14 protein-coding genes and 1 tRNA gene are annotated in these 14,257 nt (G+C 35.2%); 12 read left to right on the top strand and 3 right to left on the bottom strand.

What is annotated here, in order from left to right; all coding sequences use genetic code 11:
- The first annotated feature begins 18 nt into the window (after positions 1-18).
- The gene (gap, locus tag H153_RS0104255; RefSeq protein WP_022846909.1) at positions 19-1,026 is read left to right on the top strand and encodes a type I glyceraldehyde-3-phosphate dehydrogenase; all 1,008 of its coding nucleotides are present in this window, start codon (positions 19-21) and stop codon (positions 1,024-1,026) included.
- Between the two features lie 48 nt (positions 1,027-1,074).
- On the opposite strand, the gene H153_RS0104250 is transcribed toward gap, so the two are convergent.
- Both H153_RS0104250 and nadC read right to left on the bottom strand, forming a co-directional pair.
- Positions 1,075-1,623, bottom strand: a complete 549-nt coding sequence (locus H153_RS0104250; protein WP_022846908.1) for a CvpA family protein — start codon at positions 1,621-1,623, stop codon at positions 1,075-1,077.
- Positions 1,620-2,468, bottom strand: a complete 849-nt coding sequence (gene nadC, locus H153_RS0104245) for a carboxylating nicotinate-nucleotide diphosphorylase (protein WP_022846907.1) — start codon at positions 2,466-2,468, stop codon at positions 1,620-1,622. The genes H153_RS0104250 and nadC overlap by 4 nt, the downstream gene beginning before the upstream one ends.
- Before the next feature lie 33 nt (positions 2,469-2,501).
- Here nadC and H153_RS0104240 point away from each other — a divergent pair, with 33 nt between their 5' ends.
- Genes H153_RS0104240 through coaE form a run of 3 tightly spaced genes read left to right on the top strand, consistent with a single transcriptional unit; the run spans position 2,502 to position 4,682 of the window.
- A complete protein-coding gene (locus H153_RS0104240) occupies positions 2,502-3,044 on the top strand; it encodes a CDP-alcohol phosphatidyltransferase family protein (RefSeq protein WP_022846906.1) in 543 nt (180 codons plus the stop codon).
- Positions 3,045-3,072: 28 nt separating this feature from the next.
- The gene (locus tag H153_RS0104235; RefSeq protein WP_155883415.1) at positions 3,073-4,098 is read left to right on the top strand and encodes an AI-2E family transporter; all 1,026 of its coding nucleotides are present in this window, start codon (positions 3,073-3,075) and stop codon (positions 4,096-4,098) included.
- Positions 4,095-4,682, top strand: coding sequence for a dephospho-CoA kinase (gene coaE, locus H153_RS09905; protein ID WP_052168210.1), 588 nt, complete (start codon positions 4,095-4,097; stop codon positions 4,680-4,682). The genes H153_RS0104235 and coaE overlap by 4 nt, the downstream gene beginning before the upstream one ends.
- Here the strand turns inward: coaE and H153_RS0104225 are convergent.
- Positions 4,661-4,737 (bottom strand) — tRNA-Pro (locus H153_RS0104225). The two genes, coaE and H153_RS0104225, sit on opposite strands and share 22 nt — an antisense overlap.
- 112 nt (positions 4,738-4,849) lie before the next feature.
- On the opposite strand from H153_RS0104225, the gene H153_RS0104220 reads away from it, so the two are divergent.
- The 8 genes from H153_RS0104220 to H153_RS0104185 all read left to right on the top strand — a co-directional run bounded on the left by H153_RS0104220 (position 4,850) and on the right by H153_RS0104185 (position 14,255).
- Positions 4,850-6,931, top strand: a complete 2,082-nt coding sequence (locus H153_RS0104220; RefSeq protein WP_231378261.1) for a dolichyl-diphosphooligosaccharide--protein glycosyltransferase subunit STT3 — start codon at positions 4,850-4,852, stop codon at positions 6,929-6,931.
- Positions 6,928-8,274, top strand: a complete 1,347-nt coding sequence (locus tag H153_RS0104215; RefSeq protein ID WP_022846903.1) for a flippase — start codon at positions 6,928-6,930, stop codon at positions 8,272-8,274. The genes H153_RS0104220 and H153_RS0104215 overlap by 4 nt, the downstream gene beginning before the upstream one ends.
- Positions 8,275-8,286: 12 nt before the next feature.
- On the top strand, positions 8,287-9,147 hold the full coding sequence (locus H153_RS09270; RefSeq protein ID WP_022846902.1) for a sulfotransferase: 861 nt from the start codon (positions 8,287-8,289) through the stop codon (positions 9,145-9,147).
- Positions 9,148-9,154: 7 nt separating this feature from the next.
- The gene (locus H153_RS0104205; RefSeq protein WP_022846901.1) at positions 9,155-10,144 is read left to right on the top strand and encodes a glycosyltransferase family 2 protein; all 990 of its coding nucleotides are present in this window, start codon (positions 9,155-9,157) and stop codon (positions 10,142-10,144) included.
- On the top strand, positions 10,116-11,042 hold the full coding sequence (locus H153_RS0104200; RefSeq protein ID WP_022846900.1) for a glycosyltransferase family 2 protein: 927 nt from the start codon (positions 10,116-10,118) through the stop codon (positions 11,040-11,042). Before H153_RS0104205 ends, H153_RS0104200 begins: the two co-directional genes overlap by 29 nt.
- Positions 11,043-11,867: a sulfite exporter TauE/SafE family protein gene (locus H153_RS0104195; protein WP_022846899.1), complete on the top strand. Its 825-nt coding sequence runs from the start codon at positions 11,043-11,045 to the stop codon at positions 11,865-11,867. It abuts the gene before it with no gap.
- 89 nt (positions 11,868-11,956) lie between these two features.
- Positions 11,957-13,030 (top strand): type IV pilus twitching motility protein PilT, encoded by a 1,074-nt coding sequence (locus H153_RS0104190; RefSeq protein WP_022846898.1) that lies wholly within the window; start codon positions 11,957-11,959, stop codon positions 13,028-13,030.
- A gap of 7 nt (positions 13,031-13,037) precedes the next feature.
- Positions 13,038-14,255 carry a type II secretion system F family protein gene (locus H153_RS0104185; RefSeq protein WP_022846897.1) on the top strand — a complete coding sequence of 406 codons (1,218 nt, stop codon included), beginning with the start codon at positions 13,038-13,040 and terminating at the stop codon, positions 14,253-14,255.
- Positions 14,256-14,257: the final 2 nt, after the last annotated feature.

Genomic DNA, 14,257 nt, shown 5'->3' with positions numbered 1-14,257 from the left:
GCTTAAGGGAGGATTATAATGGGTGTAAGAGTTGCCATCAATGGTTATGGAAGAATTGGAAGATGTTTTCACCGTGCCATTTTAGGAGATGATGAAATTGAAATCGTGGCAATAAACGATTTAACGGATGCTGCTACACTTGCTCATCTTTTAAAATACGACTCTGTACACGGTAAATTTCCCGGAACGGTGGAAGTAAAAGGGGATAAACTTGTTATAGACGGCAAAGAAATAACCGTTTATGCGGAGAAGGATCCTGCAAAGTTGCCCTGGAAAGAACTTGAGGTCGATGTGGTTTTAGAAGCCACTGGAAGGTTTAGGGATAGAACTGGTGCTTCAAAGCATCTTGATGCAGGGGCAAAGAGAGTTCTTATCTCGGCACCTGCAAAAGAACCAGATGCCACGTTTGTCGTTGGTGTAAATCACACAGATTATGATCCGGAAAAGCACTACATCATTTCAAATGCCTCCTGTACTACTAATTGCCTTGCGCCTGTTGCAAAGGTGTTGCTTGAAAATTTTGGTATAGAAAAAGGATTTTTAACAACAGTTCACTCTTATACTGCTGACCAGCGTCTCCTTGATGCGCCCCATAAGGATTTGAGAAGGGCAAGAGCAGCTGCTGTATCAATGGTACCAACAACCACAGGTGCTGCTAAAGCGGTAGGTCTTGTTATTCCTGAGCTTAAAGGTAAATTTAATGGGATTTCTATAAGAGTTCCAACACCTGATGTTTCTCTAATTGATTTTGTATGTATTGTTAACAAAGAAGTTACTGTTGAAGAAGTAAATGCTGCTCTGAAAGAGGCAGCAGAAGGTAAACTGAAAGGTATTTTAGGTTATACAGATGAAGAGCTCGTTTCTGTTGATTACATAGGTGATAGACGTTCTTCCATAGTAGATGGAAAATCTACTGATGTAATAGGTGGAAACTTGGTTAAGATAATTTCCTGGTACGACAATGAGTTTGGCTATTCAAACAGACTTGGTGATTTAATTAAGTATATGGCATCTGTTGGCGTTTGATGTAAGGTGATTGAAGTATTTTTAAAAGCCCGCTTTGAGCGGGCTTTTTTATTCCTTCCACGCTTTTCTGTTTTTGAGAAGAATGGCTTCAGCGGTTTTCCAGTTTTTTTCAACCTTTTTCTTTGCCTTTTCGGGTAGTAGAGAAACCACTATGTCTGTCACAGGTGCAAAAAATCCTCCAAGATAACTTGTTTTTATAAGGTAACTGTCCGGCATTGTTGCACCTATAAAGAGTAAAAATATTGAGGTGAGGAGAATACCTCTGAAGATTCCAAACAAAAATCCTAAAAGGTTGTTTAACAGTCCTAAAAAACCTTTTGAATATAGAGAGTTTAAAGTGAAAGCGATATATTTAGATATAAGAAATAGGATGCCATAGATGACGAATCCTGTCATAATGATTATTGGTGCGTCAGGGTCGGAAACGAATTTTGCTGCAACAACATGGGCGCTTTTGACAGCTATAAAAATACTTATACCGATGCCTGCGATGGATAAAATTTCTTCGATAGCACCCTTATTAAAGCCTCTAAAAAAGTTCCACCCCAGTATTATCACAAGAACGGCATCTAAGAGATTCAACGGATGAATGTTCATTCTACCTCCATACTTATATCAACCCATTTTGCATTGGTTATAAGCTTACTTGTTGACACAAAATCTATATCTTTGGTTCTTAATTCCTTTAACTTTTCCAGAGTTATTCCCCCAGATATTTCTATTTTAGCATGATTTAATTCATTTCTGATAAATTTTATAGCTTTGTCCAATTCTGATATTTCCCAGTTATCTAACATGATGATGTTTATCATGTCTTTAACATTAAGAGTTTCTTTGAGTTGATCCCAGTTTTCTATTTCAACCTCTATTATTGTTGTTACAGGAATATTTTTATAGATTGTATTTACTGCATTTGTTACATTTCCGTAAGCTTTAATGTGATTGTCTTTAATCATGACTGCGTCGTAGAGTCCCATTCTGTGGTTGAAGGCACCGCCAATTCTTGTTGCATATTTTTCAAAATATCTAAGTCCTGGAGAGGTCTTTCTGGTGTCTAATAGTTTTATTTTTGTCCCTTGTAAAACTTTTGCATACTTATAGGTGTTGGTAGCTATTCCTGAAAGATGTTGAAGTAAATTAAGAGCTGTTCGTTCGCCTATTAGCAGAGATTTTTCTCCGCCCTCTATGTAGCCTATTATTTCACCAGCTTTCACTTGTTCCCCTTCTTTCTTTTTCCATGAAAACTTGAAATTGCTATCTAAAACTTCAAATACTTTCTGGAAGAAAGGTGTTCCAGCCAAAATAAAGTCATCTTTTGCCTCGAGCCTTGCTCTTATTTTTCTTCCTGGTAATGCCGCGGAGGTTATATCACCGGTAAAACCTATATCCTCTTTTAAGAAAGATAGTATATAATCCTCAATTGCTATTTTTGAAAAATTCATACTTTAACCTCTGTTATTTTGGAGTTGATACTAATGGTAAATATACCAAATCTCATAACAGTTGTTAGGGCTCTTATTGTTCCTCTTTTTATAATGGCTGTTCATTATAGTAACTTTAAAGTTGCCTTAATTCTATTCATTATAGCAGCTTTAAGTGACGCTTTTGATGGCTTTTTGGCGCGACGTTTACAGCAAATTACCATAGTTGGAATAATAATGGATCCACTTGCGGATAAAGCTCTTATTGATTCTGCATTTGTGGTTTTGAGTTATATACACAAGATTATTCCTCCATGGTTGACTATACTGGTTATTTCAAGAGATATTTTGATAATAGTTGGTGGCTGGTTGCTTACAGTTTTTAATAAAGTTGATAGAATTAAGCCCATTTTAATTGGTAAATTTACCGCTTTTTCACAATTTTTAACAATATTTTTCACTTTACTTCGCTTGAATTTCAATAATTTTTATCTTGATATATTCTTGAAATTCTTGTATTCCTTTACCGGTGGTATGACTGTTATATCTGGTATAAGTTATGTGATAATAGGGATAAGGGAGTTGGGAAGTGAATAATTCAGTTGTGGAGAGATACTTTCCGGAGATGGTTGTTACGCTTACTATAACACTTTTTATTATTGTACTTTTTATGATGAAGCCAGTTGTTTTTCCATTTTTTGCAGCCGTGGCGAGTGCTTATATAACTTTTCCTATTTTCGAGTTTTTTTTAAAAATTTTTAAAAAACGTCAGATTGCAGCAGTACTAACCGTGGTTTTAATATTATTGGCAATTTTGGGTTTGATGCTTGTTATCTTGCCAGCTCTTATAAAGCAAATTGAAGGATTTATTGATTATCTTCCCGTTTTAACTTCTAAAATAGATTTTTATCTGTCAAAATATATAGGAAAAAGACTTTTTGCCGGTAGCTTTAATCCGGAAAATGCCAAGTCTGTTTTTTCTTTGTTGTATCAAAAATTTTCTGTTAATAATTCTTTAACTGTAGCTGCATTGGTTCAAAAGATATTTTCCGGTGTTTTTTCAATTGCTTCAGTGCTTATAAATATCGTTGTTATTCCTTTACTTTCTTATTATATCCTGGTTGATTGGGAAAATTTGCGGGATTTATATCTAAAATTAATTCCTCGTACTTACAGAACTGAAACAGCTGTTTTGCTGGATAGGGTCAATGACTCTTTGTCTGGCTATATTAGAGGACAACTTTTAATGGCATTTTTAGTGGCTGTCTATTTTTCTATTACATTAACCGCTGTGGGTATCAGGTATAGTTTCCTTATAGCTGTTGTTGCGGGGATTATGAATATGATTCCTTACGTTGGTTTTTTCACTGGTTTTGTTCCTTCAATTTTATTAGCTGTTTTTGACAATGGTGACCTTTTCCATATAGTTGCGGTTATTATTGTTTTTCTTTCAGAAGCTGCTCTTGAGAATGTTATCTATCCCATGGTTATGAGCAGAACTACGGGGATTAATCCGCTTTTAATATTTTTTGCAATCTTTTTTGGAGCAACTTATGGGAATTTCCTCGGAATAATTGTTGCCGTTCCAGTTGTTGCGATGATACTACCGGTTTTTGATAGTTTTATGATGAAGAGGGAAAGTGAATCGTGATTATAGGAATAACAGGGAATATAGGAGCAGGGAAAAGTACTTTCTCTCAATTTTTGAGGGTTAAGGGTTTTAAAGTTTTGAATGCTGATGATTTAGCGAAGGAAGTTTTAAGAAAAGGAGAGCTTGCCTATGAACCTGTCGTTTCCGTTTTCGGAAAGGAGATTCTTGCTGAGGATGGAGAAATCGATAAAAGAAAGTTGGCAGATATAGTGTTTTCTGACAAAGAAGCTCTAAAAAAACTTACATCTATCACGCACCCTATGGTGAAACAAAAGATTATATCTTCAGCTAAAAGTAAAGAGCCTATCTTTGTTGAGGCAGCTGTTTTAATTGAGTCTGGATGGTATAAAGTTGTTGATAAAGTTGTTGTTGTTTTTGCCTATCGTGGTCAGAGGTACTTGAGAGCATCTAAGAGATTTACCCTCAGGGATGTTATTAGAAGAGATAGATTACAACTTCCGTATAATGAAAAGTTAAAGTTTGCCGATTTTCTTGTGTGTAACACAGGAACATTTCTTGAGTTAAAGACGCAGGTAGATTTACTTGTTGAAGATATTTTGAGTGGTCGGAGCAGGGGGATTTGAACCCCCGACCTCTTGGTCCCGAACCAAGCGCGCTACCAGGCTGCGCCATGCTCCGAGCCTGCGTAAGGATATTTTAAAGGCATTAAAAGAAATGTCAATACCGTTTGCGCTTTGATATAATTAGCATGCTTTTTATACCATTTTGTCCGGAGATTGTGGTGGAAAAGATGAGAAATTTAAGATTTGTAAGACTGCTGTTGTTTCTCCTTATTCCAATAGTAGTTGGTTTGTATGTTCGCTTTGATGATCTTTCTGTATGGCAAGCAAGAAAATCGAGCTTTTATTATAAAGATCGTCCCCTGTTTACAAGTTATGATGCTTTCTATTTTGCAAGATGGAGTGAAGATTATCTTGAGGGTAAGTATAAAGCGGGGAAAGTAGATCCTCTCAGGTTTGTCCCTGATAACTATATAGTTTCGAAGCTTTCAGATTCAGAGATAAAAAAATTGAAAGCTTATAAAGCAGTTTATCCTGAGCCGATACCTCTTGAGAGTTTTATGGGAGCCGTTTTTGCAAAACTTTTCCATACTCACATAGAAAATGTAGCTTTTTATCTTACGCCCATTCTTGCCGTTTTATTTGTGATTCCTCTTGTTATATATATGGATGAGATAGGTGCGCCTCTTGCGGGTTTTTCAGGTGCGGTTTTTGGCGTTATTTCTCTTATGTACTTGGCGAGGACAACAGTTGCAAGGTTTGATACCGATTCTCTGAATCTCTTTTTCCCCTTTTTGATAGCCTATTTTTTCCATAAAATTCTCCATACTGAAGGATGGAAAAAGTATCTTTTTGCAATTTTGGCCGGAGTATCTTGTCAATTATTCTACTGGTGGTATGCCCATCCAGATCTTGTACTTATTATGTTTATAGTATTTATAGTGGGTTTTATTGTGCTAAAGAGGCAATTTTCAAAAGATGATGTTAAACTTTTTGGTTTTTTATTTTTAGCGGCCAATCCTTTAATAATTTATAAAGGTATTATGATTCTTGCCGATAGGGTAAATACTTATATTCTTAATTTTGGCAAATCTGCTGTTCAGAGTGGATTCCCAAACGTTATGCAATCTATCAGTGAAGCTCAGAGAGCTCCATTAAGGACAATAATTGCTACGAGTACAGGAAATAGTATTGTGTTCTTTGTTGGATTATTATTTGTTTTCGTATTGTTCTTTAGAAAATGGCGGGAAATGCTTTTTCTTATTCCCACTTTTCTTCTTGGATTAATGTCTTTTAAAAGTGGTAATCGATTTGTTATGTATCTTGCACCCTTTATAGGTATTGGTTTTGGTTACTTCTTTGATTTTCTGTTTGATTACTTTAACGAATATGTTCGTGATAATAATTCCTTATTAAATAATAGTTGGAGTAGACTTAAAGAAATAGTACTTTTGGGTTTAGCAGTTGTTATATCTGTTTTGGCTTTTTCCGTTCAGTCTGAGGCAGTGAAGTTTGTAGCTGTTCCTAAGATAACTCCTGCACTTGAAGAAGCTTTTTTAAAATTAAAAGAGATTACACCTGAAGATTCCTGGATATGGACATGGTGGGATTATGGGACTGCCATTCAGTACCTTTCTCGCCGTGCAGTTTATCATGATGGTCAGTCTCAGCTTTCACCAAAAACATACTTTGTGGCAACGACGTTTTCAACTCCTTCATCAAAGGAGGCTTATAATACGATAGCCGGTATTTCAAATGTGGGCATAACTTATGTTAATAAGTGGCTTAAAGAGGGTAAAAAACCAGAAGAAATAAAGGCGGAAATTTTAAGTGGAAGATTCAGTGGTAGATTAAAACATCCTGTTTACTGGATTTTTACAGAAGATGAAATAGGTAAATTTGCCTGGATTAACTATTTTGGTACGTGGAATTTTGAGCTCAAAAAAGGTGTGAAAAACAGCATTACACCTTTGGGTGTTTGTGTTGCTGTGGATAAGGAAAATGTTGCTTGTGGCGGCATTCGCATAAATTTAAGAACAGGTGTTGTTCGGGCGAAAGGTGCTGTTATGCTAAATAAAATAGCTTTGAATGTTAATGGTAAGTATAAAGAATTAACTTTTAATCCTGCCGGCCGGTTTTATCTTGACCTTGTAAATGTTCAGGGAAGATTATTGGGATTCATAATGGGACAGCAACCTTTTTATTCTATGTTTAATCAGATGTTTATTCTTAGGCATTATGATAGTAGGTATTTTAAGCTTGTTTATGATGATTTTCCGGTTATGGTGGCATACAGACTGGTGTCTAAATGATTATCGATAGAATTGTTAATTTAAAGCATAGATTTTCTGAAGATCAGGATTTAAGGGAACTTTTGAAAAATTCAGGGATTGCTTTTTTCCTGAAAGTTGCTGGCATAATTGTTGGTTATTCTTTTACAGTTATTGTTACTCGCCATTACGGTGCTGAAGCATGGGGTGTTTTCTCTATATGTCTTATGTTTCTTCAAATATCGGGAATGTTTGGTCGTTTGGGAACAGACATAGCACTTTTGAGATTTACTTCTGAGTTTATGGTTTCAGAAAATAAATATTTAATACCTCAGGTTTTTAGAAAGATTTTGTTGTTGACTTTGAGTGTATCAAGTGCATTATCTTTTATTTTGTTTTTGTTTGCTAAATATATAGCAGTCGAAGTATTCCATGATTTTACTTTGATTGTACCTTTGAAATTGGTCTCCGCCTTTGTTATTCCTTTTGTAGTTTTATGGATTACAAGAGAGGCTATTAGGGGATTGAAAAAAATAACTATTTATATGTTACTTCAACAGCTTGGAGTTTTCGGTCTGGCCTCTCTTATTTTAGTTTTCTCTTTGATGTTTTTGAAAACAAAGCATCCTTATTTGATTCCAATTTTATCTTATGGTATATCTGTTGTTGTTTTTACTTTCTTAGCACTTTTTTTGTGGAGAAAGTATTTGAAAACATTTTCGCTCTATGTTAAACCAGCATCAAATCAGATTTCTTATAAATATATCTTATCGGTTTCTCTACCTCTTCTTTTTTCGAGCGTATTGGTTTTCATTATGGGATGGACGGATACTTTTATGATAGGAATTTTTAAAACCACCAGAGATGTAGGAATATATAATGTAGTTCTGAAACTTTCTACGGTAATTAGTATTGTTCTTTTTTCTATAAATTCAATTGCTGCTCCGAAGTTTGCAGAGTTTTGGGGGCGTAAAGATTTGAAGGGTCTTGCGAGAGTTGCAAGACAGTCTGCTCGACTAATCTTTTGGACGTCACTCCCGATATTGGTTGTTTTTGTTTTTTTCTCCAAGCAAATATTGTTAATTTTTGGTAAAGATTTTATTGTTGCTTCTTCTGCACTTGTTATTCTTTCTTTGGGGCAATTTGTTAATGCAATTGTTGGAAGTGTTGGCTACATTTTGATGATGACAGGGAAAGAGAGAACTATGCAAAATATTATATTTGGTGGTGCTTTTATAAATGTTGTTCTTAATGCTTGTTTAATTCCTCATTACGGGATAAACGGAGCTGCCATTGCCAGTGCGATAAGCCTTGCCTTTATCAATATTGTACCGCTTTTCCTTGTTAAGAAATATTATGGTTTTTATACCATAAATATAATTTAGTGGAGCTGTCAAATGAAATGTCCGCCAGTTATTATTGTTGGGATGCATCGTTCGGGGACATCTTTACTTTCAAGAGTTCTTCAAAAATGTGGAATTTTTATGGGAGCGAGTCGAGATCCAAATAATGAACCTTTCTTTTTTCTTGAACTCAATGACTGGTTGTTGGCTCAAGCAAATGCTACATGGGATAATCCATACAATTTTAGATTCATAGATGATACATTCAAAGAAATTTTAGTAAAAGCAGTTAAAGTTAATATTTCCAGTTTTAAAATATTGAAATTTCTTGGTGTTCGCAGGTTTCTAAAGTATAGAAAATTAGACAATCTTCCTTTTCTCTGGGGATGGAAAGATCCAAGGAATAGTATTACTTTAAATATATGGTCAGAGATTTTCCCTCAAGCAAAAATAATTCATATATATCGTAATCCTGTAGATGTAGCTGAAAGTTTGAGAAGGAGAGTATTGAAGAATAAAAATAATTTTAGGTGGAATTACAAACAGACTATAAAAGCTATATTTGCTATAGGTAAATTGAATTTTGTTGATTCAGTTCGTTTGCAGTTTCTTGAAGAAGGTGTTAAGTTATGGGAGGAATATTTAAAATCGATATATGATTTTGAAAAACGCTCAGGCAAAGGAATCTTGCATCTAAAGTACGAGGAATTTTTGGAAAATCCTATTCCAACCATTGAAAGTGTTTTGAACTGGCTTAATGTTTCCATAGATGGGGATAGAATAAAGAAAGCGACTTCTCTTGTAAATGCTTCAAGAAGTTATGCTTTTTTATCGAATGAGCGTCTTGTAGAATTTTATAGAAACCTGAAGGGGAAACCATTAGTTAGAAAGTTGGGTTATCATAACCTGTGTTGAGGTGAATGTGGAAGAAAGGACAGTGGCAATTTTAATGGCTACTTATAATGGTGAGCAGTTTCTGGCTCAGCAGCTTAATTCCATTTTGACTCAAACTTACAAAAATTGGGTTCTTTTGGTTCATGACGATGGGTCGGAAGATGGAACAGTTGATATTTTGGAAGAGTACAGCATTAAATATCCTGAAAAGGTTATTTTTATTAATGATGGATTAAAATTGGGTAATGCTAAAGACAATTTTAGTCATCTTATTGGTATCGCTTTAGAAAAGGATTTTGAATATTTCTTTTTTTGTGATCAAGATGATATCTGGATTGAGAATAAAATAGAGATTTTTCTTCAAAAATTTAAACAAATTGAGAATTTACGTGAAGATTTGCCGATTCTTTTGCATTCTGATTTGAGGGTGGTGGATTCTAATTTAGATGTGATAAGCGATTCTATGTGGCGTTATCAGAAGCTTAATCCGGAATGTAAAACACTTAATTATCTACTTGTTCAAAATAATGTAACTGGATGTGCATGTGCTGTTAATAGGGCTTTGTTAAAAAAGGCCTATCCTATAGGTGGAAAAGCTATTATGCACGATTGGTGGCTTGCCCTTGTTGCGTCCGCGTTTGGAGTGGTGGATTTTATTTCAAAACCAACAGTGTTGTATCGGCAGCATGGAAAAAATGATACGGGTGCTAAAAATGTTGATGTAAAATATGCTGTTAAGAAATGTACACGAAAGGATGACTTAGTTAAATCTATTACTAAAACAATTTTGCAGGCTCAGAATTTTTTATCAACTTATGAGGACTGTTTGAAACCGGAACAAAGAGACATGCTTAGAGCTTATGTACAAATTCCTTATGTATCTTACATTGGTAAGTTGCTTACCATTTTTCGTTTTAAACTTTTCAAGCAGAATTTTCTGAGAAACCTTGGGTTTTTGTGGTATTTAAGATATGTAAGAGAGGATCTCTATGATATCTGTAATAATTCCAACATATAATGCAGAAAAATACATAGGAAGGCTTCTTGATGCTCTTGGTAATCAAACTATAAAACCAGATGAGATTATTGTTGTAGATTCTTCGTCTTTGGATAGGACAGTAAATATTGCTGTTTCAAAGGGGGTACATGTTATATCTATTCCGAAAGAAGAATTTGACCACGGAAGCACGCGAACATTAGCAGGGAAAAAAGCTAAAGGAAAGATTCTGATTTACTTTACACAAGATGCTATTCCTGTTGATGAAAAAGCGATTGAATTTTTAACGCTGCCTTTTCGTGAAGATAAAAAGATAGCCGCTACTTATGGGAGACAGATTCCTTATGAAAATACCGATTTATTTGGGAAGCATTTGAGGTTATTTAACTATCCTGAAAAATCTTTTGAAAAAAATATTGAAGACAGTAAAACCATGGGATTTAAAGTGGCTTTTCTTTCAAATTCTTTTGCTGCCTATAGGAGGGAATGCCTTGAATCTATAGGATGGTTTCCAGAAAATATTATATTTGGAGAAGATTCTGTTGTTGCGGCTCGTTTACTGATGAAGGGGTACAAAATCAAATATGTTGCGGAGGCAAAGGTTTATCACTCACATTCTTATTCTGTAATTCAGGAATTTAGAAGATATTTTGATGTTGGTGTATTTCATAAAACGCAATTTTGGATGTTGGAAACATTTGGAAAACCGGAAAAAGAGGGTATTAGATATGTTAAGTCAGAACTGAAATTTCTTTTAGATAATGGAGCTTTTCATCTTTTACCCAACTTTTTTTTTAGGAATTTTGCAAAGTATCTTGGATATAAAATGGGATATAATTTTGATAAGCTACCTGTAAATATAAGGAAAGCTTTTTCTATGAATAAACATTTTTGGAATAAATGTAAGGAGAAACAGTAGATGCTTTCACATATTGTAGAGGCTGGAATTGTACTGTCTGTTGCAGGTTTTTTAATTGGTTTTCTTTCGGGTCTTTTAGGAAAGGGTGGGGGAATGTTATTTATACCTACATTTTGGGTTGTCTTCCCGTTCTTGGGTATTTCTGAAAGTATAGTTCCTAAATCTGCCGTTGCAACTTCTCTCGCCTGTATGACAGTAACTTCTGGAACATCTGCCTGGCAGCATATAAGAAAAGGCTTTTTAAAGGGAAAACTTTTCCTTTTTCTTGTTTCTGGGGCATTACCGGGTGTATTTTTGGGAAGTGCGTTAACGGCTAAGTTTCTGTCACCTCAGATGACAAAGGTGCTTTTTGCCATCTTTCTTATTTTTATGTCTATCAAGCTTTTGAAGGGTTCAGATAGCAAGAAAAAAAAGGAAAAAGTAAATTATAGGACGGTATTTTTAACGGGTATTGCTTCTGGGTTTCTTGCAGGGCTTCTTGGCGTGGGAGGTGGGGCTGTTGTTACTCCGATGCTTTATTCGTTTGGAGATATACCTATAAAAAATGCTATGGCGACTTCCACAGGTGTTGTTTTCTTTAATGCCCTCTTTTCGTCTCTCAATTATATTTACTATGGATGGCATCGCGTTAGTAATCCTTTTTTTATTGGTTATATCTACGTTCCTGCACTTCTTTTTATGATTCCAGGCCTTTATGTCGGAACCCGCTTTGGTGTAAAGATTATGCATAGAGTACATCCAGATAAGCTTAGGAAGTGGTTTGCCTTATTTTTACTGGCAGTTGCTGTAGAAGTTGTTGTAAAGGTTTTTAATTCTGTTTTTTAATTTTCGTTATTAGCTGCCATGTTGAGTGTGTTATAATTGAGTTTAACAAATTGAAAAATTTTTGTTATTAGAAGAAGCGAGGAAGAATAATGGCTTCAATAGTTGATTTTCTTAGGGAGCTTGTTGAGAGAGGTGGGTCGGATCTTCATCTTTCGCCCGGAAGTCCGCCAAGAGTGAGAGTTAGTGGTGACCTTATTCCAATGGAAGAGTATGAAATCCTTTTACCTAATGACACAAAAAAGTTGATATACAGTGTTCTTACCGATATGCAGAAGAAGCGTCTTGAAGAGGAGTTAGAGCTTGATTTTTCTTTTGGAATAGAAAATCTGGCACGATTTAGAGGAAATGCCTTTTATCAACGCTCTGCATTGGCTGGAGTATTTCGCTTAATTCCTTTTGAAATTCCTGAATTTGAGAAACTTGGTTTACCAGAGGTTGTAAAAAGTTTTGCACATCTTGATCAAGGATTGGTGCTCGTTACAGGTCCCACCGGTTCCGGTAAATCTACAACGCTTGCTTCTCTTATTAATATCATTAATGAAACTTATCCCTATCACATAATTACGATTGAGGATCCTATTGAATTTGTTTATGAGCATAAGATGTCTCTTGTGAATCAGAGAGAACTCGGAAGTGATACGAAGAGTTTTGCCAATGCACTTAGATCAGCACTTCGTGAAGATCCGGATGTCATCCTTGTAGGTGAGATGAGGGATACAGAAACTATTGCAGCTGCTCTAACTGCTGCGGAAACCGGACACCTTGTTTTTGGTACTTTGCATACCAATTCCGCGATAGAGACGATAAACCGTATAGTTGATGTTTTTCCAGCAGATAAGCAGTCTCAGATAAGGACTCAGCTTTCGTTTTCTCTCCAGGGTATAGTGGCTCAAAAACTCCTTAAGAGAAAAGATGGAAAAGGTAGAGTTGCTGCGGCGGAAGTCTTTATACCGACGGCGGCTATCAGAAATCTTATAAGAGAAAACAAACTTCATCAAATCTATTCGTTAATGCAGACTGGCCAAGCAGAGACAGGGATGGTAACGATGAATCAAAGTTTGGCTAAATTGTACCTTTCAGGAGAGATTACTCTTGAAACAGCAAAAACAGTTTCCCCTGATGTTAAAGAACTTGAAGCATTGATAAAAACTTATTCGGGATAGGTGAGATATGCCTGTTTACAGTTATAAAGGTAAGACAATTTTTGGGAAGGTTAAGAGAGGTAAAGTTACCGCTGATAATATTGATATGGCTAAAAATCTTATAAGAAACAAAGGAATAGTTTATATAGAGTCTGTCAAGGAAGAAAAATCTTCTGGTCTAAATATGGAAATTAATCTATCTTTTATGGATAGAGTTAAGCTGAAAGATATAGTATTGTTCACACGCCAGCTTTACTCTATGATAAATGCTGGTATTCCACTTGTCAGTGCTTTAAGAGCGCTTGAACAGCAAGTTTCTAATAGAAGGTTGAGAGAGATTATAAAAGATGTTGCAAAACAGGTGGAGGAAGGAGGTAGATTTTCTGCAGCTCTTGCAAAGCATAAAGATGTCTTTGGTGATCTTTACATAAGTATGATAAAGGCGGCAGAAGAGGCGGGTACTCTGGATACAACTTTAAAAAGGCTCGCAGAATATCTTGAAAAAATAGAGCATCTTCGTTCTAAAGTGAAAAGCGCGATGTTCTATCCTACGTTTGTTTTAATTATAGCTACAATAATTGTTTCCGGTATTTTGATTTTTGTTATTCCTACTTTTGCAAACATATATAAAGACCTTGGTGGTCAGCTTCCAACTTTAACGCAAATCGTTATAAATATTAGTAATTTTTTGAGGGATTATATAGGTTGGATGATTGGACTGTTAGTTATCTTTATAATTGCTTTTAAGCAACTTTTAAAGATAGATAAAGTTAGATATTATTTTGATATGTTTATGTTGAAAATACCAATTTTTGGTAAGCTTATTTTAAAAAGTTCAATTGCTAACTTTGCCAGGACGCTTTCTTCGATGGTTTCAAGTGGTATAAATATTCTTAAAGCTCTGGATATTGCTGCGGAAACATCTAACAACAAGATTATCCAGGAGGAAATAAAAAAAGTGAAAGATCAGGTGGAAAGGGGTATAAGTCTTGCTGTGGCTCTTTCCCGTAGCAAGATCTTTCCACCGATGCTTATAAACATGGTGGCTATCGGTGAAGATGCAGGTAACCTTGACGAAATGCTTGGCAAAGTAGCTGACTTTTATGAGGAAGAAGTAGATACGATGGTTGATGGTTTAACGTCTCTCATAGAACCTCTTATGATGGTATTTATAGGCGGAGTAATTGGCTTTATTATTATTGCGATGTATCTACCAATATTCAATATTGGGAATCTTATTAAGTAATT

It is taken from the genome of Desulfurobacterium sp. TC5-1, from assembly GCF_000421485.1.
Lineage (GTDB): Bacteria > Aquificota > Aquificia > Desulfurobacteriales > Desulfurobacteriaceae > Desulfurobacterium_A.
Note: the sequence above shows the minus strand (reverse complement) of the source record. Positions and strands in the feature narration are given on the sequence as shown.